Here is a 21,898-nt window from a genome sequence, read left to right on the forward strand (position 1 = left end):
GTGGACGAACGACGGGGTCAGCCGCTAGCACGCGACGCGATGGCCTATGTGCTGGCAGGCGGACGCGGCAGCCGGCTGAAGGAGCTGACCGATACCCGAGCGAAGCCGGCGGTCTATTTCGGCGGCAAGAGCCGGATCATCGACTTCGCGCTGTCGAACGCGCTCAATTCCGGGATCCGCCGCATCGGCGTGGCGACCCAGTACAAGGCGCATTCACTGATCCGCCACCTGCAGCGCGGCTGGAACTTCCTGCGCCCGGAACGCAACGAAAGCTTCGACATCCTGCCCGCCAGCCAGCGGATCAGCGAGTTCCAATGGTACGAAGGCACCGCCGACGCGGTGTACCAGAACATCGACATCATCGAGGATATCGCGCCGGAGTACATGGTCATCCTGGCCGGCGACCATATCTACAAGATGGATTACGAGATCATGCTGCGCCAGCATGTCGACAGCGGCGCCGACGTCACCGTCGCGTGCATGGAGGTGCCGCGGATGGAGGCGGTGGCGTTCGGCGTGATGCATGTCGACGCGAACGACCGGATCGTCGATTTCGTCGAGAAACCCGCCGATCCCCCCGCGATCCCCGGCCAGCCCGACGTCGCGCTCGCCAGCCTGGGCATCTACGTCTTCCACACCCGCACGCTGATCGAGGAACTGCGCCGCGACGCCGCCGACCCCAGGTCGAGCCGCGATTTCGGCAAGGACATCATCCCGCATCTGGTGACGGGCGCGAAGGCGGTCGCGCACCGCTTCTCCGCCAGCTGCGTCCGCTCGCCCGAGGAACCCGCCGCCTATTGGCGCGACGTCGGCACCGTCGATGCCTATTGGGAAGCGAACATCGACCTGACCGACGTCGTGCCGCAGCTCGATCTCTACGACCGCGAATGGCCGCTGTGGACCTATGCCGAGCTGACTCCGCCCGCCAAGTTCGTCCATGACGAGGACGGGCGCCGCGGGCAGGCGGTGTCCAGCCTGATCTCCGGCGACTGCATCATCTCCGGCGCCAACATCCATCGCAGCCTGGTGTCGACCGGCACCCGCGCGCGCAGCTTCTCCTCGCTCGATGAGGCGGTCGTGCTGCCCTATTGCAAGATCGGGCGCGGTGCGCGGCTGTCGCGCGTCGTGATCGATCGCGGCGTGGTGATCCCCGACGGGCTGGTGGTGGGCGAGGATGCGGAGCTGGACGCGCGCCGTTTCCGCCGCACCGACAAGGGCATCTCGCTCATCACCCAGCCGATGATCGACGCGCTGGGATGACGATGCGGTGCCCCGTGCGCATCGCCGCCGGTTCGTGCCCCGCCGCTGGCGGCGGTCGCGCGCGATGACCATCGCGGCGCTTTCGGTCGCGTCGGAGGCCTATCCGCTGGTCAAGACCGGCGGTCTGGCCGATGTCGTCGGCGCGCTTCCCGCCGCGCTCGCCCCGCACGACGTGGCGGTGACGACGCTGCTGCCCGGCTATCCCGCGGTGCTGCGTTCGCTCGACAAGCCGCGCGCGATCCACCGCTGGCCCGACCTGCTCGGCACGCCCGCTCGGCTGCTGGCGGGCACGCTCGACGGCACGCACCCGCTGCTGGTGCTGGAAGCGCCCGTGCTGTTCGCGCGCGACGGCGGCCTGTACACCGATGCGCTGGGGCGCGACTGGGACGACAATTGGCGTCGCTTCGCCGCGCTGTCGCGCGCCGCCGCCGATCTGGCGTCCGGCGCGGTCAGGGGGCGGCGGTTCGATATCCTCCACGCGCACGACTGGCAGGCCGCGCTCTCCGCCGCCTATCTGCGCTACGCCCCCGGTCCCGGCACCCCCGCGCGCACGGTGGTGACGGTTCACAATATTGCCTTTCAGGGCCGCTACGATGCCGCGGTGTTCGCCGATCTCGCTCTTCCGGCCGAAGCCTTTGCGATCGATGGCGTCGAATATTACGGCGGCGTCGGCCTGCTGAAGGGCGGGCTGGAAAGCGCCGACGCGATCACCACCGTCAGCCCCACCTATGCGCGCGAAATCCTCGACCCGGCGTTCGGCATGGGGCTGGAGGGGCTGGTCGCCGCGCATGCCGCACGCGTCACCGGTATCGTCAACGGCATCGATCCGGCGGTGTGGAACCCCGCGACCGACGCGGCACTGGCCGCGCGCTACACCGATCGCACGCTGCCGCGCCGCGCCGCGAACAAGCGCGCGGTGGAGGCGCAGTTCGCGCTGGACGCCGGTGACGGCCCGCTGTTCACCGTCATCAGCCGGCTGACCTGGCAAAAGGGCATGGACGTGCTGGCCGAATGCCTCGACGCGCTGGTCGCGGCGGGCGGGCGGCTGGCGCTGCTCGGTTCGGGCGACGCGGCGCTCGAACATGCCTTTCGCCTTGCCGCGGATCGCCATCCGGGGCGCATCGGCGTGCGCATCGGCTATGACGAACCCGTGTCGCATCTGTTGCAGGGCGGGGCCGACGCGATCCTGATCCCGTCGCGCTTCGAACCGTGCGGGCTGACCCAGCTCTATGGCCTGGCCTATGGCTGCGTGCCGGTCGTCGCGCGCACCGGCGGGCTCGCCGATACCGTGATCGACGCGAACGAGGCCGCGCTCGACGCCGGCGTCGCGACCGGGATACAGTTCAACCATGTGTCGCGCGACGAACTCCATACCGCGATCGCGCGCACCATCGCGCTTCACGCCACGCCGGATCGCTGGGCGATGATCCAGCGGCGCGGGATGCGCAGCGACTTTTCCTGGGCGAAGAGCGGCCTGCGCTACGCCCAACTCTACCGGGGGCTTTGCACTGCATGATCCGTACCGTCCCGACCCAGCCGTTCGGCGATCAGAAGCCGGGCACGTCCGGCCTGCGCAAGAAGGTGAAGGTCTTCCAGCAGCCGAACTATGCCGAAAACTTCATCCAGTCGGTGTTCGACGTGGTGGAGGGGAAGCAGGGCGCGACGCTGGTGATCGGCGGCGACGGGCGCTACCTCAACCGCACCGTCATCCAGACCGCGATCCGCATGGCCGCCGCCGCCGGCTTCGCGCGCGTGGTGGTGGGCCAGGGGGGCATATTGTCCACTCCGGCCGCCTCGCACCTGATCCGGCGGCGCGGCGCGCTGGGCGGGCTGGTACTGTCGGCCAGCCACAATCCGGGCGGCCCGGACGAGGATTTCGGGATCAAGTATAACGTCGCCAACGGCGGCCCAGCGCCCGAAAAGGTGACCGAGGCGATCCACGCGCGCACGCTGTCGATCACGCAATGGCACGCCGCCAGCGGCCCCGACCTCGACCTCGACACGCCGGGCGAGGTGACGGTGGAGGGAATGACGGTCGAGATCGTCGATCCTGTCGCGGATTATGCCGATCTCATGGAAACGCTGTTCGATTTCGACGCGATCCGCGCCGCCGGGCTGACCGTCGCGTTCGACGCGATGAGCGCGGTGACCGGCCCCTATGCCATCGAGATTCTCGAACGCCGATTGGGTTTCGCGCCCGGCACGGTGCGCAATGGTACCCCGCTGGAGGATTTCGGCGGGCACCACCCCGACCCGAATCTGGTCCATGCGCGCGACCTGTACGATCTGATGATGTCCGCCGACGCGCCGGATTTCGGTGCCGCGTCGGACGGCGACGGCGATCGCAACCTCATCATCGGGCGCGGGCGGTTCGTCACCCCGTCGGACAGTCTGGCGATGCTGGCGGCCAATGCGCATCTCGCCCCCGGCTATGCCGCCGGGCTGAAGGGGATCGCGCGCTCGATGCCGACCAGCGCCGCCGCCGATCGCGTCGCCGCCGCGCTGGGCATCCCCGCATTCGAGACGCCGACCGGGTGGAAATTCTTCGGCAACCTGCTTGACGCCGGCATGGCGACGATCTGCGGCGAGGAAAGCGCGGGCACCGGCAGCGACCACGTCCGCGAAAAGGACGGCCTGTGGGCGGTGCTGCTGTGGCTCAACATCCTTGCCGCAACCGGCAAGAGCGTCGATGAGATCGCGCGCGACCACTGGGCGCGCTTCGGCCGCAATTATTACGCCCGCCACGATTACGAGGGCGTGGACAGCGCCGCCGCCGACGCGCTGATCGCCGCGTTGCGCGCCGATCTGCCGGCGCTGCCGGGGCGGCGCTTCGGCCCGCTCACCGTCGCCGCTGCGGACGATTTCGCCTATCGCGATCCCACCGATGAGTCGATCAGCGCCAATCAGGGCGTGCGCGTATTGTTCGACGGCGGCAGCCGCGTCGTCTTCCGCCTGTCGGGCACAGGCACCAGCGGCGCGACGCTGCGCGTCTATCTGGAACGCTATGAGCCGGCGGACGGCTATCTCGATACCGACACCGGCACGATGCTGGCCGATATCGTCGCCGCGGCGGAGGAGATCGCCGGGATCGCGCGCCACACCGGCCGCACCCGTCCCGACGTGGTGACGTGACCGCGACGCTCGCGGGCGACGCCGTCGTCTTTTCGGTGCGCAGCCCGCGCGCCGACGCCGTCTGGCTGTGCCTGTTCGACGACGACGGGGAACGCCGTATCGCGATGGCGCGCGACGGCGACGACTGGCGTGTCACGGTCGCCGGTATCGGGGAGGGCGCGCGCTACGGCTATCGCGCCGATGGCCCGCCACCGTTCGACGTGGCCAAGCTGCTCGTCGATCCCGAAGCCGTCACGCTCGACCGTCCGTTCGCCTATGATCCGCGCCTGGGTGTCGTCGGTCAGGATACCGCCGCGCTGGTGCCGCGCGCGATCGTCACCGCCCCGCTGCCCGCGCTCGATCTGCCGCCATTGTTCGAACCGGGCGGGGTGATCTACGAACTCAACGTCCGCGGTTTCACGATGCGGCATCCCGACGTGCCTGCGGCGCAGCGCGGGACGATCGCCGCACTGGCGCATCCCGCGGTGATCGCGCATCTGCGTCATATCGGCGTCGACGCGGTCGAACTGATGCCGGTCGTCGCGTGGATCGACGAACGCCACCTGCCGCCGCTCGGCCTGTCGAACGCCTGGGGCTACAATCCGGTCGTGCCGATGGCGCTCGATCCGCGGCTGGCGCCTGGCGGCATCGCGGAACTGCGCGCGACGGTCGCGGCGCTGCGCGCTGCCGGGATCGGGGTGATCCTCGACCTCGTCTTCAACCATACCGGCGAAAGCGACCTGATGGGGCCGACGCTGGCGCTGCGCGGGCTGGACGATGCCATGTACGCGCGCGCGCCCGACGGCACGCTCATCAACGATGCCGGGACCGGCAATACGCTCGATTTCGCGAACCCGGCGGTGCGGCGGCTGTTCTTGGCGTCGCTGCGCCATTTCGTGACGCAGGCGGGGGTCGACGGCTTCCGCTTCGATCTGGCGACGGTGCTGGCGCGCGGGCCGGGGTTCGACGCGGCCGCGCCGGTCTTCGCGGAGATCGCCGCCGATCCGCTGCTGTCGCGCCGCGTGATGATCGCCGAGCCATGGGATACCGGGCCGGGCGGCTACCAGTTGGGTGCCTTTCCCGACGGCTGGCTGGAATGGAACGACCGCTTCCGCGACGACGTCCGCCGCTTCTGGCGCGGCGACGGCGGGGCGGGGGCGCTGGCGACGCGGATCGCCGGGTCCAGCGACATCTTCGGCGCCGACCGCACCCGCAGCGTCAATTTCGTCGCCGCGCACGACGGCTTCACGCTGGCCGATACCGTCCGCTACGCCGATCGCCGCAACCACGCCAATGGCGAGGACAATCGCGACGGCCATCATGGCGAGCTGTGCTGGATCAGCCCCGATCCCGACGCGGACGCCCGCGCGCTGCTGGCGACGCTGTTTGCCGCGCGCGGTACGGTCCTTTTGTGTGCCGGGGACGAATTCGGGCGCACGCAGCGCGGCAACAACAACGCCTATGCGCAGGACAATGACGTCACCTGGCTCGACTGGACGGGCCGAAACCGCGATCTGGAGGCGTTCGTGGCGCATTTGTCCGCGCTTCGTCGCGGTGCGTCCCCGCTACGCACCGCCGCGATTCGTCACGATCTGTCGTGGTTTTCCCTCGACGGGACGCCGCTTTTGGACGCCGACTGGGCGTGCGCACCGGGTTTCGTGATGCAGCTGGACGACGTGCGCGTGACGGTCGATCGCCCCGCGCGGACGGTCACGATCGCGGACGGGCGTCCCGCGTCGCCTCGCTGACGCGCAATAATTCGGCGTCCGTCAACGGCTTGGCGAACTCGCACCCGAACATCTCGCCATCGCCCCACACGATCCGCGCATGCCGGATCAGCTCGCCGGGCAGCGACAGGTTCAACACCGACCCCACCCGCAACGCCACCCCCGCCCGCACCCGCACCCCCAGATGCGACACGTCCACCACCGTCACCGGCAACGCCACCCGCGCCACCGCCCGGCAATCCGCCGCCAACCGCATGTCGGCCCGCTGTTCGTGATCGTCGATCTTCGCCTGTGCCATGCCGCCCACGATAGCCGACGGGGGTAAAAAAGACGTGAGCGGCGTGCCGGGAAGATATTTGTTTCGAAACAACGTCGGAATTGCCATTCACCGCGATTTTGGAGGGCTGTTAAGCCCGTCTGATTAAGGCTGCTGCTGTCAAACGGGCCATGTCGGGTCCGTCATCTCCCCGGGAATAGGCAGCGCTTTCAAAGCGGATCGGTTCGCGGTTCTGCGACCACCAGGCCAGCCTTCGTCATTCCATCTCGGCGACTGGGATGCGGTCCGGGTCTACCCATTCCATTGCCCCCTCGATCTCCCCTTTGGTGATGGGACGGAGTTCGAATGGGAGGACGATCCCATGCCGCGCTTCGGGAACTATGACCTGATGACCGCGCAGGATGCTGCCTTCGCCCTATGGGTGAAAGAGGCACGGCCACGCTTCACCAACCTCTCGATGCATGTCGGGATGCTGCGGGACCTGCCACGCCATGCCGACGAAAAGACGTGGCAATGGACCGACGACGCCTATGCAAGGGTTGCGGGGCAGACCGGTGCGGACCTGCCCGACGACGATCTGTCGCGGCTGATCGACCGGAATTACGACATTCTCCTGGACGATGGACGCTGCCGGATCTGGTGGCACTGGGCGGGCAATCCCTTCGAGGATGACGTCGTTGCCGCCTGTTGTTCCTGCTGGTCGGCCGGCACGTCACGGACACATGGCTGCAACCCGTCAGCTGCGGGCGCACCTGTTCGACTGGCGCGCACTTCCGTTGTTTGCATCGCCCACCCCGGCGATCCGATATCTTGTGCCGCGCTCGACCCTGATCGCAACTGACACCGAACTAAGCGGTTGGCATAATGAGACGCATTCGCATATTCTGATTGCCGATCCTCAAGCGCTCCCTTATTGCGACTGATAGTCGATAGCCAATGGGGGGTGGGTCATGTTTCGGACGCTGGCGGCGCTGGCAGCGCTTGGGGATCCGGCGAGTGGGGGCGAAGAACAAATCGAGCAGCGCGATATCGTCGTGACCGCGACACGTGCGCCGATCGAGGCGCAGGACGCGCCGGTCACCGTCTCGGTCAAGGACGCAGACGAGATCGCCGACGAACTTGCCACCGACATCAAGGATCTGGTCCGCTTCGAGCCCGGCATCAGCGTGCGGCGCGCGCCGACCCGGTTCGGCGCGGCGATGGGATCGACCGGACGCGCGGGAAATGAAGGCTTCGTCGTTCGCGGTATCGGCGGCAACCGCGTGCTGATCCAGGTCGACGGGGTGCGCGTTCCCTATGGGTTCAGCTTCGGGGCACAGGATGTCGGGCGCGGCGATTATGTCGATCTCGGCCTCATCAAGTCGGTCGAGTTCCTGCGCGGACCCGCCTCGGCGCTGTACGGCAGCGACGGGCTGGCAGGCGCGGTCAGCTTCACGACCAGCGATCCGGCCGACATTCCGGGGGCCAGGACCTTCGGCGGGTCGCTGCGGACCCAGTATAATTCGGCCGACGACGAGTTCACCCAGTCGGCGGTGGTGGCAGGGCAAACGGGCGCGGTGTCGGCGATGCTGGCCTATACCCGCCGCGATTTTTCCGAGCTGAAGAACAAGGGCGACGTCGAGGGCACCGGCGTCACCCGCACTGCGCCCAATCCGCAGGACGGACAGGCCAATGCGTTGATGGGCAAGCTGGTCTGGGACGTCGCGCCCGGCCAACGCCTTCGCGCCACCGGCGAATATCTCGACAACCGGGTGGCGACCGACGTGCTGACCGGCATCAACGCCAGCGTGGCGGGATTGCAGGCGCGCGATACCGGCAAGCGCTGGCGCGGCGCGCTCGACTGGACCTATGACGGCGCCGGGCTCGTCCAGTTCGCGCGGGCGGCGGTCTATGTTCAGGACGCCGAGAACCGCCAGTTCAGCGCGGAGGATCGCCGCACGCTGGCCGATCGTACCCGGCTGAACACGCTGGAGAACCGGGTCTATGGCGGCTCGGGCGAGGTGCGGCTGGGCTTCGCCACGGGCGGGATCACCCATCGGCTGGTGACGGGGGCCGATGTCAGCGTGCTACGCCAGCGGGGCGTGCGCGACGGCACGGTGCCGCCGGCGGGCGAGACTTTCCCGACCCGTGCATTCCCCAGCACCGACTTTACCCTGGCGGGCGCGTTCGTCGGCGACGAGATCGGCATCGGCCCGCTGACCCTGCACCCCGCGCTGCGCTACGACTGGTATCGCCTGTCGCCGGACAAGGACCCGTTGTTGCCGCAATTCACCGGCGCGGGGCAGTCCGCCGACCGGGTCAGCCCGCGCATCGGCGCGGTGCTGGCGCTCGCGCCGACGGTGCGGCTGTTCGCCAGCTATGCCCGTGGCTTCCGCGCGCCGGAGCCGGGGCAGATCAACCAGTTCTTCTCCAACCTCGCCTTCGGCTACACCTCGGCCCCCAACCCGAATTTGCGGCCCGAAACCAGCGAGGCGATCGAGGCGGGCCTGCGCCTGAACAGCGACGCGGTGGACCTGTCGACCAGCGTCTTCCGTGCCGATTACCGTGACTTCATCAGCCAGGAGGTGGTGAGCGGCGCCTTCACCCCGACCAATCCGGCCGTGTACCAGTTCATCAATCTGGACCGCGCCAAGGTGAAGGGCGCCGAGGCGCGACTGGATGCGCGCGCGGGCAACGGCCTGACCGGACAGCTCGCCGTCTCCTATGCCAAGGGCGACCAGATCGCGCCCGACGGCACGACCACGCCGTTGTCGACGGTCGATCCGCTCAAGCTGGTGATGGGCGTGGGGTGGCGCGAGCCGGGAGCCGGCCGCTTCGGCGGACAGCTCATCATGACGCACAGCGCGCGCAAGGCGGCCCAGGACACGACCGGCCTGTGTTCCAGCACCTGTTTCCGGCCCGACGCCTTCACCATCCTCGACGCCACCGTCTTCGCCCGGCTGACGGATGCGCTGACGTTGCGCGCAGGCGTCTTCAACCTGACCAACGCCACCTATGCGTGGTGGTCCGACGTGCGCGGCCTGTCGGTGCCGCGTCCCCTGCCGACCGGCGCAGCCGATGTGCCCCCGGTCGCCTTCACCCAGCCGGGCCGCAACGCCAGCGCCTCGCTCACCTTCCGCTTCTGACAGGACAGACATCATGAAGAATCCCTCGATGCTGATCGTCGCGGCGCTCGCGCTGCTGCCCATGCCCGCGTTCGCCGATGGCCCGGTCAAGCAGACCGCCGCCGCGGCGCAGGCGGCGAAGGCCGCCGACCGCGCCGAGATCTTGGCGATGGCGGGCAACTACAAGGTGCGCTTCGACATGCAGGAAACGACGCCGTGGGTGGCGGGCTATACGCCGCTGGAGCGCAAGATTTCCGGCGGGAACGAGGTGGTGCGCGTGATCGAGGACACGCCCGATCACATCGCACTTCAGCACCTGCTGGTCGTCGAGCATGACGGCAAATCCCATGTCATCAAGCATTGGCGACAGGACTGGGACTATCAGCCCGCCCGCGTGCTGATTTATGCTGGCCAAGGCAAATGGGTTTGGGAGACGGTGCCGGAGCGGATGCGCGCCGGGCGCTGGTCGCAGACCGTCTATCAGGTCGACGACAGCCCACGCTACGCCGGATGGGGCCAGTTCGAGACGCAGGCGGGTGTCCGCCGCTGGCGGTCGAATTGGACGTGGCGCCCGCTGGCGCGCCGCGATGCGGTACGCCATCCGGTCTACGACCGCTATTATTCGATTAACCGCCACCAGCCGACGCCGACCGGCTGGATTCATTGGCAGGACAATACCAAGATGGCGCTGAAGGACAGCAAGCCCGTGCCCATCGTCCAAGAGTCGGTGCTCAACACCTATGAACGGTTCGACGGCTATGACGTAAAGGCCGCTGACGATTACTGGGCGAAGACCAGCGACTATTGGGCGGCGGTGCGCGTCGCATGGACCCGGGTAGCGGACACCAAGGGCGGCATCGCAATCCCGGAGGAAGCGGAAACCGGCACCGTGATCAGCGCCCGCCTGCTGGCGATCGCCGACGATATTCAGGCGGGCAAGATCACCACCGCCGCCGGATCGGCAGAGGCGCAAGCCCTGATCGCTGGGCGTACTGCCCCGATCGGGTGACGGGCGCACCTGATCGCGCGCGGTAATCCGTTTTCGTCTGGATGCGGCGTGGCATCGCGATCGTGCCGATCGTGATGCCACGCCTTCATGGGAAGCGGCGCCGAGGCGGCGACCGTCACGCCTTCTTACGGGACGCGCATCCCACCGACGACCCGGTCCGCGAACGCTCTTCCAGCGGCAGCAGGGCGAGCGGCGCGCGCGCGAGATGCGCCGTGACGTTCGGCGTCGCCTCGCACATCAGCACGAGCCGCTTTTCCAGGATCGCGGCACCGCCTTTGGCGAACCACGCCTTATTGTAGTTGCGCGGACCCGTGCCCTTGCGCGCATGGCCCATGATATCGTTGACGTGGATCTGCTTGGCGCGCAAATCCTCCAGCGCACCCCCACCGGACGTGCGCATCGAGTGGAGATCGGCGCGCTTGCCCGACGCGGTGCGGAGGAGCGGCGTGATCCTGTCGACATGATCGAGCAGGTACCGACCGGACGTCGCGTAGAATCGGACGCCGCCGCGCTTTGCGAGATCCCCGCGATAGAGTTCGGGAAACAGCATCTTATGCCCTTCGGCCTCGATCGCCGCCACATAGTCCTCGAAGCCGAGGCGCAGGATTTCCGGTTGCAGCGGGATGACGCGGTAGCGTGAGCGCGCTTTAGGCCGGCCGCGTGGATGCCGTCCTTGCTCTTCGTCATATTAGCTTTGACGAGCAGGAACGGTGTGGTGACGTCGACGATGACCCCGACGCATTCCAGACCGCAGGTTTCCTCGCGGCTCATGAAGGTATAGGCCAGCAGCAGCGGCACCCAATAGGCGGCGTCCTGCCAGACCGTCGCTTTCGGATCGTTCTTCAGCCGCCGCTTGCATCCGCTACCGCCGGTGTAAATCGGGCTGGAGAACGCACAGACCAGCTGCTCCTCGGTCCACGGCATCCGATCCGTCTCGCCCGGAATGGCTTTGATCGAGGTGGTGAAGGCGCCGAAGTCGACGATCAGGTCCTTGCCGAATTTCGGTCGCCACGCGGTCTTGGCCAATTCGGGCGAGAAGCGCGCCATGATCGTCAGGTCACGATTGAACGTGCGATCGCTGCGCGGGGTCTTGGCCGGCATCGCCTCGACTTCGGCAAGGACGTCGGCGAGTGGACGATAGGTTGCCTCCAGGACACGCAGCGGGCGCCGGTCGTGCACCGCCGTCATGCCGCCATCGAGCCGGGAGGCCATTGCCAGCCCCAGCTCCTCGTCCAGGCCCGCCCGGAACACGCTCTCCAACTCGCCCGCTTTTAGAAAGCCGCGACCGGCACGATCGAACATCTGCATCGTCAACACCTCCCATTTCGCCGAGAGCCGGGTTGCGAGACGACGTGCCTCGGCCGGATCTGCGGTGGCCAAAGGGACCGTTATAGGACGGTTGACGATTTTCCGCAGGTACAACCTGCGGCGATAGTGATAGCGCGCGCCGCGCCGCCACGGATAGGAAATCGAGGCCAAATCCACGTCTCGCCCGGACGCCGGCGCGGAGCTCTCATGCGGGCGTACGATACCATCGTGGGCACAGCCTGATGCACAATCAGGTGTCCCGTGAAGCGCGGCCGGACGCCGGAATGGCGGATTTATGTGGGTTCAGCACGAATGTGGAGCGGGTGAAGGGAATCGAACCCTCGTCGTAAGCTTGGGAAGCTTCTGCTCTACCATTGAGCTACACCCGCATTTCAACGACTTAGCGTCGATAAGGCCCTCTGAACGGCGCCGGTTTATAGTTCCGGTTTACAGTGGGCGGGGCAGCCAATGCCACGGGGCCCATCCTTCCGTCAACATGCATCGCCCGCGTGCCGTGGCATTCATCACCTGGCCGGACCTCGGGCGATGTGCCTGCCAAGCGCAATCTGGCGGGCGGTGTCGCCGACGTAGATGCGGCAGATCTGCGTAAACTCATCGACAGACCATCCCATGATACTGGCGATCTCGGCATCGGCGAGGTCGGTCTCGGTCATGAGATAGGTGGCGAACGTGCCGCGGACATCTGCGCCATCTGCTCTTCATCGCCTTCTTGACGATGGCGAACTCCCCGACTGTCGACCATGTGACTCGTGCGAGGTCTTCCCACCGCAACCCAGTCGCCGAACAGGAGAGAATGGCCAGGTACACCACGCGGTGCACTTCTCTCGCTGCCTTTTCAAAGGTCGCCTGATCCTCCTTGGTCCAAATGATCTTCGCCCTTCTGCCGGTTGATGTAAATCTTCGTGATCTTTTCAGCTGCATCGATCTTCAGATCGCCACGCTGAGCGCCGTATTTGAGTATTGCGCGCAGAACCGTAACGCGATTGTCTGCAGCACGCGGCATCTTTTGATGCTCGCGCCAGTCGACGATCTTGGCGATCATTGGCGTATGATCGAATGCCGCAAGCGGGACCTCGCCCCATTTCAGTTCGATGGCGCGGACGCTCGAACTCCACGTCTTCTGCGTCTTCGGTGCAAGGTTTGACCATTCCGGAGCGTCTTGCCCCTTTCAACATCCGCCGGCATCATGGCCAGGCCTGCGTTCGCGCCGCGTCGATTTCCCGCGACGTGGGCAGGCGCAACAGATCGAGCTGTTGGTCATTCCATCGGATCAGGCCGCGATCCGCAAAGGCCCGCAGCCATCCCTCCATCGGCCACCGTTGCCAGCGCCGCTGAAAATAGCGGGCGTTGCGGACGATGTCGGCGATATGCTGAAGCGGCGGATCATAGCCGTCATGGTGCTGATGGCAGGCGATGGCGCCACCGACGAACAGCAGTCGCGATCCGGCGTCGGCCGCGCGAAACCCAAAATCCGTGTCTTCCCCGCCATAGCCGGTGAAGCCTTCGTCGAACCCGCCCAGTGCGTCGAACCGCGCCCGCCGGATGGCGAAAGCGAGCGACCAGAAAAGGCCGGGATTGCGCTCGTCGCGGATACCGTGAGCGGGGAAGCTGCGAACCGGATGAGCGCGACCGCGCGCCAGCAGATCGTTTTCCTCCCATGCCCCGCGCGCATCGTCCGGCCCAAGATAGCGGACGTCGGCACAGAGAAGCGCATCCTCCACCGTCAGTACCTCGACCAGCCGGCCGATACAGGAAGCGAGCGGAATGCAGTCGACATCCAGGAAGATGAGCTTGTCGTGCGTGGCGAGCCGGGCGGCCCGATTGCGCGCCGCGGCCAGTGGAAGGCCTGCGGTTTCGAACCGATCGATGCACACGTGAAAGGGGCATCGCGATAGCGACACCGGCTCGTCGCTCATGTCGACGACGATCAGTTCCTCGGGTTGCAGTACGCTGCGGCGCAATCCCTCGACAAGCTGTTGCAGATGGGGGCGCCGGTTACGGACGATGGTGCAGACCGACACCCCCATCAGCGCCGCTTCCACAGATCGAGCCGATAGCCCGTGCACTGCTCCGCCCGCTCGACGCTGAAATCGTCCGCGACGCCGGCCCAGAGTTTTTCCACGGCTTCGTCGCCGCTCTGCGGATAGTCCGTCTCGCCCGTGTAATGGACGAGGATCACGCGCCCGCCCGCGACGATGTGCGACCGCAGCCACGCGCCAGCGCGTTCCAGATCCACCCCGCCCCAATAATAGGCGACCTCCGACAGCACCACGAGGTCGAACGCCGCATCGTCTGGCGTCTGTCGGGGGAACGCCATCTGTCGCAGCATCAACCCGCGATGGTCGCCCATGCGTTCCCTCGCCTTCGCCAGTGCGTGAGCGCTGATATCCACCGCCAGCAGCGTATCGCACAGGCTGACGAGCCGTTTCGTCAGGATGCCGTGCGCACAGCCAATCTCCAGCGCACGGTCGTAGCGCCGATCGGACAGCGCCCGGAGCGTATGATCGAACTTGGCCGCCTCATAGGCGCTGCTCGCCAGACCCCATGGATCGTCGTCCGATGCGAAGATGCCGTCAAAATAGGCGGCGTCGAGCGATCCGGTCATGAGGCGATCCTTCGCAACGTCAATATGTCGTCGGCCTGCATCCGCACCTGCCGCGCGGCGAGACGAAAGCCGTCGCCGAGCAGCGGCGTCGTCTGGCTGCGATGCGCGTGGAGGGCGGCGCGCCGCTTGCCCGGCGGCATCGGCGGCGTCCTCAGCCGGCGGGCGCCTGCCGCGGGCACACTCCAGACGTGATAGCCGAAGACTGAGACCCCCCGCCGCGCGATGGACGCGGCGGCCTGCGCAAGACGATAGGCGGCCTGGTGATCGCAATGCCGGTCCAGCCGGTCGCTGACGGCGATCGCATCGATCTTGCGGTCGCGCAGCCATCCCGCCAGCGTGGCCGCGCTCCGGCGAAAGGCGGCGCTGCCTGCTTCGTGCGGGTGGGCGTCGCGCCAGCCGAGCCAGTCGACCCGGACATCGCCCGCACCCAGCCGGCGCAACGCGCCGCGCGCCTCCGCCTTGCGCACGATCGCCAGACGTGGTGTGCCGTCTGGATGCGATCCTGTCCCGTCCGTCAGATAGACGACGCCGCCCAGCCTTCCGTGCTTCGCGGCATGGGCGATCAGCGCACCCGCGCCCAGCGTCTCGTCGTCGGCATGCGGCGCCACGACCAGCCAGCGGGCGGCGGCCCAGCGGCTGGCGATCAAGGGTTGCGCCATCACCAAAGCCGATCGTCCTCGGGCCACACATCGTGGTCGAGCAGCACCTTGGCGGCTTCGTCCCGGGCATGGTCGGGACCGGCCTGGCGCAGATAAAGCGAAAGATCGCGGATGATCTTGTCCGCGCGCTCCCCGTCGAGCGCGCTGCGCGTGCCCAGGATGCGGGCAGCCGCTTCCATGACGACGAAGCCGGCATCTTCGACCACTCCACGGGCCAGCCGGGAGACGGCAATGCTGTCCTGCGCGCCGTCGGCGAAACGGCGGGCGGCCTCCGTCACCCAGAAGCCGGCGCTGCGCGTCGCGACGGCGGCCTGAGCGAAGCGCGCCCTCTGCACCGGGTCCTCGCGCGCCGCCGTGCGCATCAGCCGGCGGGTTTCGGCAAGAAGCGCCTCGATCCCGCCCAGCTGGACCGCGCAGAACCGCCAGGCGCCGGCGGTGAAGCGTGGATTGCGATCATAATCCCCCGGCGCGCCCAGCAGCGTGGTTTCGGAAAGGCACAGGCCCTCGACGCTATATCGTCCGCTGACGCTCGCGCGCATGCCGCGCACCCGCCATCCGGTCAGGTCGGCGCGCTCGGGGTCGTTGGCGGGGGCGATCGCCAGCCGGCGCTCGGACCCCTCGCAGGCGATGGTGATGAGCGCATAGTCCAGTCCGCCCGCACCGCTCGCAAAGTGCTTTTCGCCAGACAGGACATGCGGCGCCGCAGCGCTCATGGCGACGCCGGGTGCCGGCTCGGTCGCCCATACGCCGAACCATGCCCCGCGCCCCAGTGCCTCGTTCAGCCATGCGCGCTGTTCCGGGTTCGCGAACCAGTCGAACAGCAGCAGCGCATTGACATGGCCTTCGAACAGTCGCCCGATGCTGAGGTCGCCGCGCCCGACCTGCCGTAGCGCAAGAGCCATTGACCTGGCCTGATCGTGTGGGCTTGCGAAGCGCTCGCCGCCACAGGCCATGGGCGCGAAGCGCCGATGCAGGCCGGCACGAACCAGCAGGCGAAGGCTGTCGACCGGAAAATGCGGAGCGGCGTCATAGCGCGCGCCCAACTTGGCAAGCGCATCGACAAGCAAGTCCGGCCGCTCCGGCGACGGCTGGGCAGGTGCGGTCACGTCATACCTCTTTCCTGATGTCCGATTGCTGGGCGAGGGCGCCGATCCATCCGGCGACCCGCGCCGCGCCGCCGACCTCGCACAGGGCATCGGGCCAGCAAGCTGCCATCGCCTGCGCCTTGGCGATATGTCGAGGAAACGCCGCAGGATCCGGCCAGTTTTCGAGGACGACGGCCGCGCTCAGCGCAGCGAGCCTATGCGCCTTCGAACCCTGTTCGTCGAAGGGGCGCGGCTCGGGCAGGCACAGGAATGGTCGTCGATGCGCCAGCACGGAGGCGAGCAACCCGTCGCCGGCCGCGCCGATGACGACACCGGCTTCGGCAATCCTGCGGTCGGCATCCTCGACCCAGCCGAGCAGCGACAGATTGGGCGGCGGATCGGCCGGCGCGGTGCACGGACCGATGACCTGCCATGGCCTGTCCGGCATCGCTCTGGCTGCCTGCGCCCAGCGTTCGCCGTCGGAAGGCGCGCCGCCGCGCCCGATCACGACAAGGATATGATCGCCGGGCGCGACGTGCGCGTCGGATACGGGCGTGACGATGGTGGGGGCGTGGAAACTTTTCCTTCGCACCCACGGCGGCAGGTCCGGCTCGTCCAGTGCCGCATGGAACGGTGCCAGCAGCGCGGTCGCGCTCGCAAAGGCGTCAAGGTGCGGGCGGTCGATCCGTTTGCCGTTCAGGCGGACATAGACGGTCGGCACCGATGCCAGACGTGCGAGCATTGCCACCTCGACCGACACGTCCACGATCACGAGCGCCGGTCGCGCCGTCGCGATCCATTGGGTGAGCGCGGCGACGCGCCGACGTATGCCGTCATGGTCGATCGGGGCGTAGTGGAGGGCAGGGGGGCGGTCCGTGCCGTCCACCCCGGCGAAGCTGTCATCCAGCCGGTCGTCGGGCAGGTCGATGCAGGGCAGGTCGCCGCTCCGCCCGGAAAGGCCCGTGCCCAGCAGGGTGACCGGGCGATCCATCGCCTGCCCGATCGCGATGGCCCGCTGCCGATGGCCGTCACCGTGATGGTGCACATAATAGCCGATCGGGCGGGTCATCCAACCTCCAGCCCCGGCAAGGGTATGTCGCAGGGAAGCGGCGGCAGGCGCTGCTCGGCCTCGTGCAGCAGGGTGCCCAGGTGCGGCCTTTGTTCGCGGCGCCAGCGGGCCCGCTCTTGCCAATGGCGAAAATCCGGTACCGCCGGGCTTTCGCCGCGCGCCAGTGCTTCGGTCCAGTGCAGCAGGGCCTGCGCCATGCCGTCCTGCGCTCGGCCGACCGTGCGGGGTGATGCGCGCGTCCATATGGCAGGCGGATGGAGGAGCCTGCCTCCCGCTGCGATCGCCGCCCGCACGAGGGCACCATCTTCGCCGACGGGCAGTGGCGGCACACCGCCGGCACGGCGGTACAGGCCGACCGTCAGGGCCAGGCTGGCGCCGGTATGGTCGCCATGGCGCGGCGCCGGATCCCAGGGCAGCGGATCGATATGATCCTCGATCGCGCGAACGGCGTGCCAGTAAGCGTCGAACCGGCGTCGCATCTCCATCATGGCGGGCGTGGCGGCAGGATCTTCTTCGTCGATATCGATCCGGCCGCCGATGATATGATCGGGTGCGGAATGCTCCAGGTTCGCTGCCAGCCACTTTTCGGGTGGCCGGCAGTCGGCATCGGTGGAGATCAGCAGGGCATCGTCGCCGGCCAGAAGGCGCGCGCCCAGGTCCATCGCGCTTCTGCGCGCCGTGCCGGCATGGGCATCGTTCGGCGCGAATTGGCATTCCATGATCTCCAGCGCGTATCGCCCCCGCGCCGTTCCCGCCGCGGCGCGCGCGACCTCCGCTGTGCCGTCATCGCTGTTGTTGATGCACAGGGCGACGACGAACGGCTCGGCGACGGACTGCTGACCGAGCGCGCGGAGCAGGGTGGCGATATGATCGGCTTCGTTACGTGCGGGAATGCAGACGCACACCTGCCGCGTCATGCGACATGGGCCACGACCGGCATGGAAGCCGAGGTTCCGAAGGGCATGATCGCCGCCGTGCCGACCATCTCGGTGTAGAGCGCCTCGTAACGATCGACCATGTGTTCGGCATCGCAATGCTGCTCGGCATGGACGCGGCAGGCAGCGCGATCGAGCCGCATCGCGGCTTTCGCGGCTTCCGCAAGGGAGGCGATATCATCCGGCTCGGCCAGCACGCCGCACCCCGCATGGAGCAGGCCGGGCACGCCGCCCCGGCGATAGGCGGCGACCGGCGTGCCGCAGGCCAGCGCTTCGGCCACCACCAGGCCATAGGGCTCTTCCCAACGCGGCGTGCACAATGCCGCGCGTGCCCCGGCGACGAGCCGTGCGAGGTCGCCATGCGCGAGATGTCCGACATGGACGGCGTCGAGGCCGAGCCGCGGCATGATGACGTCGCGATAATAGCGTTCGTCCGATATCGGGCCGGCGATCCGCAGCGCCATACCCGCCATGCGCGCGGCGTCGATCGCATGGTCGAGCCCCTTTTCGGGAACGATCCGGCCGTACCAGACCAGATAGGGGTCATCGTCCGGTCGAGCGCGCCCGGGGAATTGGCGAAGGTCGATGCCGTTGGGAATGACATGCCGCGCTGTCGCCACATGGCGCCACATGTCGGCCGTCGCCTGCGACACGGCGACGTAGCGCATATTGCCCCTGCCCAGCCTGATGCCGCTTTCCAGCCAGCAGAAGGGCGGCGTATGCAGCGTCGTCACCATCGGCGCGGGAACCGTGTCGGACATGCAGACCGGCAGATAATGCAGGCTGTTGTTATGGATGACATCGAACGACCGGCTGCGCAGATCGGTCATCAGGCGCAGATAGGCATGATGTTCGCGGAAGAAGGCGACGTCGCCCGCTTCGGCCACGCCGGTTTCCAGCAACGACGTTTCATCGCAGATCGCTTCGACGCCCAGGGCCGGGTCCGAATGGGTCGACGCAAACAATGTCACTTCATGGCCGCGTCCGCGCAGTGACCGGGCGAGCATATGCGTATGCATTTCCAGACCGCCGGCGAACGGTTGCCCGATCGCATATTTAAGGTGCGCGATGATCGCGATCTTCATGCTCGCCCTTCTCCTTGTCGCCCCGCGCACAAGGATCGCGACTGACCCACGTCCAACGTCTAAAAGTCAGTTGTTTTCCGCGAGCTTCCGGTTGGTTTCGCCTGTCCTTCCGTATTTTTCGTATTGATGCGTATCAATTGCGAAGGAGAGGTTGATCCCGGTCAATGTTTCTTCGACCGATTTTGATCGGGATCAATATACGGGCTATGCAACTCTTCCCCTCGGTCATGTCGATAAATGCCGTTCCTATCGGAACATGTGGGCGTTCTATTTCTTGTGTTTGCAGGCAATGAAGGAGTTCGTCATGAGCATCGAAGGCAAGGCCAAGGAAGCCGCAGGCTATCTCAAGGAAGAGGCGTTCGAGCACGGCACGTCGCCCGAAAGCCAGAGGAAAGCCGAAGAAGGCCGCGAACTGCGCAACGAAGGCAGGATCGAGGATGGCAAGGCGCCCAAGACAACCGAGCCGGGCACCGGCGCAAAAGACTGAGCGGGCCGGAGAAAGGCATCGAAGCGACTTCGGTGCCTTTTTTTATGGGAAACGGCACGGGATGGCGTCGCGGCATTTGGCGTGCTTAGCCGACACGCCGCTTTGGTCTGTTATCGACCATCGTCCCGTGCCGCGGCGATATGCCGGACCTGATACATTCGGCCACGCGCTTCTGATCGCGGCGTGATCAACCTGCAAGATTCCACTTATCCCCGCCGTGGGCCTGCGCAGACAAACCGGGCCGCCTCACACCCCCGCACCAACCCCCTGCAAAACGAGCGCCGCCACACATAGTATGTGCTAAAAGGCGCCATCACCGATGCCGCTGACGCAATATCTCCCGACGCACTATGGACAAGTCAACGTAATAGAGATGGTCTAACTGAAAAATTCACCCACTACGGTTATGAGAATGCCCGTAACGAGGCCATGTCGTGGTTGGGAGATCGAGGATTTAAGGCTGAACAGCTGAAATTTGGAAAGTTCGGTGAAATTGAGGGGCGGCCTATAGGTATGCAAAGTTCAGATAGGCGCGCAGGGTTTAGGGTTGAATTTGACTCGCGGCATGGGGCCCACATTAACGTTTGATCCGGAAAAGAGAAAAATGCTATCCTGTTCACTGGTGATGGTCACTATGTTGATAGTATAACAGGGCGTTTTCGTAGATAAATATGGATATATTAGATAACTCTGTATGATGAGGATCCGCAGAAAGCGCTTGCTGCTTCTGGTTGCTATTTTAGAGTCTGTCCCGAGGGGCCTCCGGAAAGTCTTTTTGCATTAATGCAAGAATGGTGGCCACAAATAAAGGTATTGAATGATATTTATTCTATGCCGAATGGAAAAACTTATCAGAACTTGGGCGGATTTGAGATCGTCGAGGATATCGCAAACGAGAGCAAAGCTTGCGATAAAGAATATAGTAAAGAGAATGATATATTGTTTGGAGATGATCTCACAGATTTTTCTTATGGAATAGAGATTGATCAAGTTGCTATTAATTTAGTTCGCGATATTCCTCAGAATAATATTTCTTGTCCTTAAGAATAATAGGATAATTATACTTCTTTCGTTTGCGGATGAAGCGCTGATTCTTGAATAGGGCGGTCTCGAATGCTCTTCCGCATAAAGTTCTATGCGCTTTTGGATGATAAAGATTGTCGGGGCCAGGATTCGTTGATCACAGCCACAGGATGACGATGACGATGACGATGACGATGACGATGACGATGACGATGACGATGACGATGACGATGACGGCGTAGAAGAAGGCGTGGGGCAGTGGTCGTAGCGGGTGGCGACGCGACGCCAGGGCTCTGTCAAACGGCTCTGTCAGACGAACGTGGCAGACGAGGTAGGGGCTGGTAAAGTCGGCTGATGCCCCGTCGCTCAGGTGCCTTGCCGCTATCGCCGTTTCGCCTCTTCAACTCGTCGCCCGAGGTGATCCGGCTGGTGGTGTTGATGTACGTGCGCTTTCCGCTGTCGCTGCGGAACGTCGAGGATCTGCTGTTCGAACGCGGGATCGACATCTGCCATGAGACGGTGCGGCTGTGGTGGAACAGGTTTGGACCGCTGTTCGCCGGTGACATCCGCCGCCAGCGCGTGAGCCGGATGCGCGGCTTTCGTCACTGGCGCTGGCACCTGGACGAGATGTACGTGAAGCTGAACGGCGAGATGGTCTACCTCTGGCGAGCGGTGGATCATGAGGGCGAGGTGTTGGACAGCGAACCGCCCCGGGTTTGTCGGAGGCTCCAACTCCTGAGAAGGTGGAGCCTGTATGAGCAAGACGACGAACAAGTTTGCGCCCGAGGTCCGCGAGCGAGCGGTACGGATGGTGCTGGACGACGAGCGCGATCACCCATCGCGAAGGACAGCGATAGTTTCCATTGCCTAGAAGATCGGCTGCGTTGTGGATCGGCGTGGAAAAAGGACCCCGGTAGCGGGGTGATCGGCGTCGAAAAGGGACCCCTCATCCCGGTGGTCTAGGCTGTTCGCTTGGCGGTGTGTCAGGCGGCGAGAGCGGGATGCTGGTATTGGAGACGGTGTTGAGGATCCGGCGCGAGCACGCGTCGGGGAAGGCCATCAAGGCGATAGCGCGGGACCTGCACCTGTCGCGCAAGGTGGTGCGCAAGGCGATCCGGGCACCGGAGGCGGAC

21 protein-coding genes, 1 tRNA gene and 1 pseudogene are annotated in these 21,898 nt (G+C 66.0%); 10 read left to right on the forward strand and 13 right to left on the reverse strand.

Annotated elements, in window-relative coordinates; translation table 11 throughout:
• The 4 genes from glgC (at window position 1) to COA17_RS13705 (ending at window position 6,119) form a co-directional block, all read left to right on the forward strand.
• Window positions 1-1,260 (forward strand): glucose-1-phosphate adenylyltransferase, encoded by a 1,260-nt coding sequence (gene glgC / locus COA17_RS13690; protein ID WP_096613164.1) that lies wholly within the window; start codon window positions 1-3, stop codon window positions 1,258-1,260.
• Between the two features lie 64 nt (window positions 1,261-1,324).
• The gene (glgA, locus tag COA17_RS13695) at window positions 1,325-2,776 is read left to right on the forward strand and encodes a glycogen synthase GlgA (RefSeq protein WP_096613166.1); all 1,452 of its coding nucleotides are present in this window, start codon (window positions 1,325-1,327) and stop codon (window positions 2,774-2,776) included.
• Window positions 2,773-4,392 carry an alpha-D-glucose phosphate-specific phosphoglucomutase gene (locus COA17_RS13700; protein WP_096613168.1) on the forward strand — a complete coding sequence of 540 codons (1,620 nt, stop codon included), beginning with the start codon at window positions 2,773-2,775 and terminating at the stop codon, window positions 4,390-4,392. The genes glgA and COA17_RS13700 overlap by 4 nt, the downstream gene beginning before the upstream one ends.
• Window positions 4,389-6,119 carry a glycogen debranching protein gene (locus tag COA17_RS13705; protein ID WP_096613170.1) on the forward strand — a complete coding sequence of 577 codons (1,731 nt, stop codon included), beginning with the start codon at window positions 4,389-4,391 and terminating at the stop codon, window positions 6,117-6,119. The genes COA17_RS13700 and COA17_RS13705 overlap by 4 nt, the downstream gene beginning before the upstream one ends.
• Here the strand turns inward: COA17_RS13705 and COA17_RS19425 are convergent.
• Window positions 6,082-6,396: a PilZ domain-containing protein gene (locus tag COA17_RS19425; RefSeq protein WP_176484914.1), complete on the reverse strand. Its 315-nt coding sequence runs from the start codon at window positions 6,394-6,396 to the stop codon at window positions 6,082-6,084. The genes COA17_RS13705 and COA17_RS19425 overlap by 38 nt on opposite strands.
• Before the next feature lie 340 nt (window positions 6,397-6,736).
• On the opposite strand from COA17_RS19425, the gene COA17_RS13715 reads away from it, so the two are divergent.
• The 3 genes from COA17_RS13715 (at window position 6,737) to COA17_RS13725 (ending at window position 10,488) form a co-directional block, all read left to right on the forward strand.
• Complete coding sequence (locus COA17_RS13715) at window positions 6,737-7,216, forward strand: hypothetical protein (RefSeq protein ID WP_096613172.1); 480 nt, start codon at window positions 6,737-6,739, stop codon at window positions 7,214-7,216.
• 109 nt (window positions 7,217-7,325) lie between these two features.
• Window positions 7,326-9,500 (forward strand): TonB-dependent hemoglobin/transferrin/lactoferrin family receptor, encoded by a 2,175-nt coding sequence (locus COA17_RS13720; RefSeq protein ID WP_096613174.1) that lies wholly within the window; start codon window positions 7,326-7,328, stop codon window positions 9,498-9,500.
• Window positions 9,501-9,513: 13 nt separating this feature from the next.
• Window positions 9,514-10,488, forward strand: a complete 975-nt coding sequence (locus COA17_RS13725; protein ID WP_096613176.1) for a DUF6607 family protein — start codon at window positions 9,514-9,516, stop codon at window positions 10,486-10,488.
• A 115-nt stretch (window positions 10,489-10,603) separates the two neighbouring features.
• On the opposite strand, the gene COA17_RS20095 is transcribed toward COA17_RS13725, so the two are convergent.
• The 12 genes from COA17_RS20095 to COA17_RS13775 all read right to left on the reverse strand — a co-directional run bounded on the left by COA17_RS20095 (window position 10,604) and on the right by COA17_RS13775 (window position 19,255).
• Window positions 10,604-10,726 carry a hypothetical protein gene (locus COA17_RS20095; RefSeq protein WP_281253328.1) on the reverse strand — a complete coding sequence of 41 codons (123 nt, stop codon included), beginning with the start codon at window positions 10,724-10,726 and terminating at the stop codon, window positions 10,604-10,606.
• The gene (locus COA17_RS19070) at window positions 10,726-11,973 is read right to left on the reverse strand and encodes a site-specific integrase (protein ID WP_141397102.1); all 1,248 of its coding nucleotides are present in this window, start codon (window positions 11,971-11,973) and stop codon (window positions 10,726-10,728) included. The genes COA17_RS20095 and COA17_RS19070 overlap by 1 nt, the downstream gene beginning before the upstream one ends.
• A gap of 138 nt (window positions 11,974-12,111) precedes the next feature.
• A tRNA-Gly gene (locus COA17_RS13735) sits at window positions 12,112-12,185 on the reverse strand.
• A 135-nt stretch (window positions 12,186-12,320) separates the two neighbouring features.
• Window positions 12,321-12,470, reverse strand: a complete 150-nt coding sequence (locus tag COA17_RS19430) for a hypothetical protein (protein ID WP_176484915.1) — start codon at window positions 12,468-12,470, stop codon at window positions 12,321-12,323.
• A 182-nt stretch (window positions 12,471-12,652) separates the two neighbouring features.
• On the reverse strand, window positions 12,653-12,859 hold the full coding sequence (locus COA17_RS13740) for a hypothetical protein (RefSeq protein WP_096613180.1): 207 nt from the start codon (window positions 12,857-12,859) through the stop codon (window positions 12,653-12,655).
• Window positions 12,860-13,001: 142 nt separating this feature from the next.
• Window positions 13,002-13,859, reverse strand: a complete 858-nt coding sequence (locus COA17_RS13745) for a glycosyltransferase family 2 protein (protein WP_342746881.1) — start codon at window positions 13,857-13,859, stop codon at window positions 13,002-13,004.
• Entirely contained in the window at window positions 13,844-14,422 is a 579-nt protein-coding gene (locus COA17_RS13750; protein WP_096613182.1) for a class I SAM-dependent DNA methyltransferase, read from the reverse strand. Before COA17_RS13750 ends, COA17_RS13745 begins: the two co-directional genes overlap by 16 nt.
• A complete protein-coding gene (locus COA17_RS13755; protein ID WP_096613184.1) occupies window positions 14,419-15,081 on the reverse strand; it encodes a PIG-L deacetylase family protein in 663 nt (220 codons plus the stop codon). Before COA17_RS13755 ends, COA17_RS13750 begins: the two co-directional genes overlap by 4 nt.
• Window positions 15,081-16,187, reverse strand: coding sequence for an acyl-CoA dehydrogenase family protein (locus COA17_RS13760; RefSeq protein WP_245857809.1), 1,107 nt, complete (start codon window positions 16,185-16,187; stop codon window positions 15,081-15,083). The genes COA17_RS13755 and COA17_RS13760 overlap by 1 nt, the downstream gene beginning before the upstream one ends.
• A 1-nt stretch (window position 16,188) precedes the next feature.
• Entirely contained in the window at window positions 16,189-17,235 is a 1,047-nt protein-coding gene (locus COA17_RS13765; protein WP_096613188.1) for a glycosyltransferase, read from the reverse strand.
• The gene (locus tag COA17_RS13770) at window positions 17,232-18,152 is read right to left on the reverse strand and encodes a glycosyltransferase family 2 protein (RefSeq protein ID WP_096613190.1); all 921 of its coding nucleotides are present in this window, start codon (window positions 18,150-18,152) and stop codon (window positions 17,232-17,234) included. Before COA17_RS13770 ends, COA17_RS13765 begins: the two co-directional genes overlap by 4 nt.
• Window positions 18,149-19,255, reverse strand: coding sequence for a glycosyltransferase (locus tag COA17_RS13775; RefSeq protein WP_096613192.1), 1,107 nt, complete (start codon window positions 19,253-19,255; stop codon window positions 18,149-18,151). Before COA17_RS13775 ends, COA17_RS13770 begins: the two co-directional genes overlap by 4 nt.
• 304 nt (window positions 19,256-19,559) lie before the next feature.
• Between COA17_RS13775 and COA17_RS13780 the strand changes: the two genes are divergently transcribed.
• The 3 genes and pseudogenes from COA17_RS13780 to COA17_RS13785 all read left to right on the forward strand — a co-directional run.
• Window positions 19,560-19,742 (forward strand): hypothetical protein, encoded by a 183-nt coding sequence (locus tag COA17_RS13780; RefSeq protein WP_096613224.1) that lies wholly within the window; start codon window positions 19,560-19,562, stop codon window positions 19,740-19,742.
• 783 nt (window positions 19,743-20,525) lie between these two features.
• Window positions 20,526-20,786 carry a hypothetical protein gene (locus tag COA17_RS19435; protein ID WP_176484916.1) on the forward strand — a complete coding sequence of 87 codons (261 nt, stop codon included), beginning with the start codon at window positions 20,526-20,528 and terminating at the stop codon, window positions 20,784-20,786.
• A 333-nt stretch (window positions 20,787-21,119) separates the two neighbouring features.
• A pseudogene (locus tag COA17_RS13785) lies at window positions 21,120-21,467 on the forward strand (IS6 family transposase); the annotation flags it as partial.
• Between the last annotated feature and the right edge of the window lie 431 nt (window positions 21,468-21,898).

It is taken from the genome of Sphingomonas ginsenosidimutans, from assembly GCF_002374835.1.
In the GTDB taxonomy this organism is placed as follows: domain Bacteria; phylum Pseudomonadota; class Alphaproteobacteria; order Sphingomonadales; family Sphingomonadaceae; genus Sphingomonas; species Sphingomonas ginsenosidimutans.

Excerpts from the sequence above, each read along its gene's own strand:
- COA17_RS19430 (WP_176484915.1), bottom strand. The coding sequence starts at position 12,470 with ATGACCGAGACCGACCTCGCCGATGCCGAGATCGCCAGTATCATGGGA.
- glgA (WP_096613166.1), top strand. The coding sequence starts at position 1,325 with ATGACCATCGCGGCGCTTTCGGTCGCGTCGGAGGCCTATCCGCTGGTC.
- COA17_RS13725 (WP_096613176.1), top strand. The coding sequence starts at position 9,514 with ATGAAGAATCCCTCGATGCTGATCGTCGCGGCGCTCGCGCTGCTGCCC.
- COA17_RS13740 (WP_096613180.1), bottom strand. The coding sequence starts at position 12,859 with ATGATCGCCAAGATCGTCGACTGGCGCGAGCATCAAAAGATGCCGCGT.
- COA17_RS19425 (WP_176484914.1), bottom strand. The coding sequence starts at position 6,396 with ATGGCACAGGCGAAGATCGACGATCACGAACAGCGGGCCGACATGCGG.
- COA17_RS13780 (WP_096613224.1), top strand. The coding sequence starts at position 19,560 with ATGAGCATCGAAGGCAAGGCCAAGGAAGCCGCAGGCTATCTCAAGGAA.
- COA17_RS13720 (WP_096613174.1), top strand. The coding sequence starts at position 7,326 with ATGTTTCGGACGCTGGCGGCGCTGGCAGCGCTTGGGGATCCGGCGAGT.
- COA17_RS13700 (WP_096613168.1), top strand. The coding sequence starts at position 2,773 with ATGATCCGTACCGTCCCGACCCAGCCGTTCGGCGATCAGAAGCCGGGC.
- COA17_RS13770 (WP_096613190.1), bottom strand. The coding sequence starts at position 18,152 with ATGACGCGGCAGGTGTGCGTCTGCATTCCCGCACGTAACGAAGCCGAT.
- COA17_RS13775 (WP_096613192.1), bottom strand. The coding sequence starts at position 19,255 with ATGAAGATCGCGATCATCGCGCACCTTAAATATGCGATCGGGCAACCG.
- COA17_RS13755 (WP_096613184.1), bottom strand. The coding sequence starts at position 15,081 with ATGGCGCAACCCTTGATCGCCAGCCGCTGGGCCGCCGCCCGCTGGCTG.
- COA17_RS20095 (WP_281253328.1), bottom strand. The coding sequence starts at position 10,726 with ATGTGCGAGGCGACGCCGAACGTCACGGCGCATCTCGCGCGCGCGCCG.
- COA17_RS13715 (WP_096613172.1), top strand. The coding sequence starts at position 6,737 with ATGCCGCGCTTCGGGAACTATGACCTGATGACCGCGCAGGATGCTGCC.
- COA17_RS13750 (WP_096613182.1), bottom strand. The coding sequence starts at position 14,422 with ATGACCGGATCGCTCGACGCCGCCTATTTTGACGGCATCTTCGCATCG.
- COA17_RS19435 (WP_176484916.1), top strand. The coding sequence starts at position 20,526 with ATGCAAGAATGGTGGCCACAAATAAAGGTATTGAATGATATTTATTCT.
- COA17_RS13765 (WP_096613188.1), bottom strand. The coding sequence starts at position 17,235 with ATGACCCGCCCGATCGGCTATTATGTGCACCATCACGGTGACGGCCAT.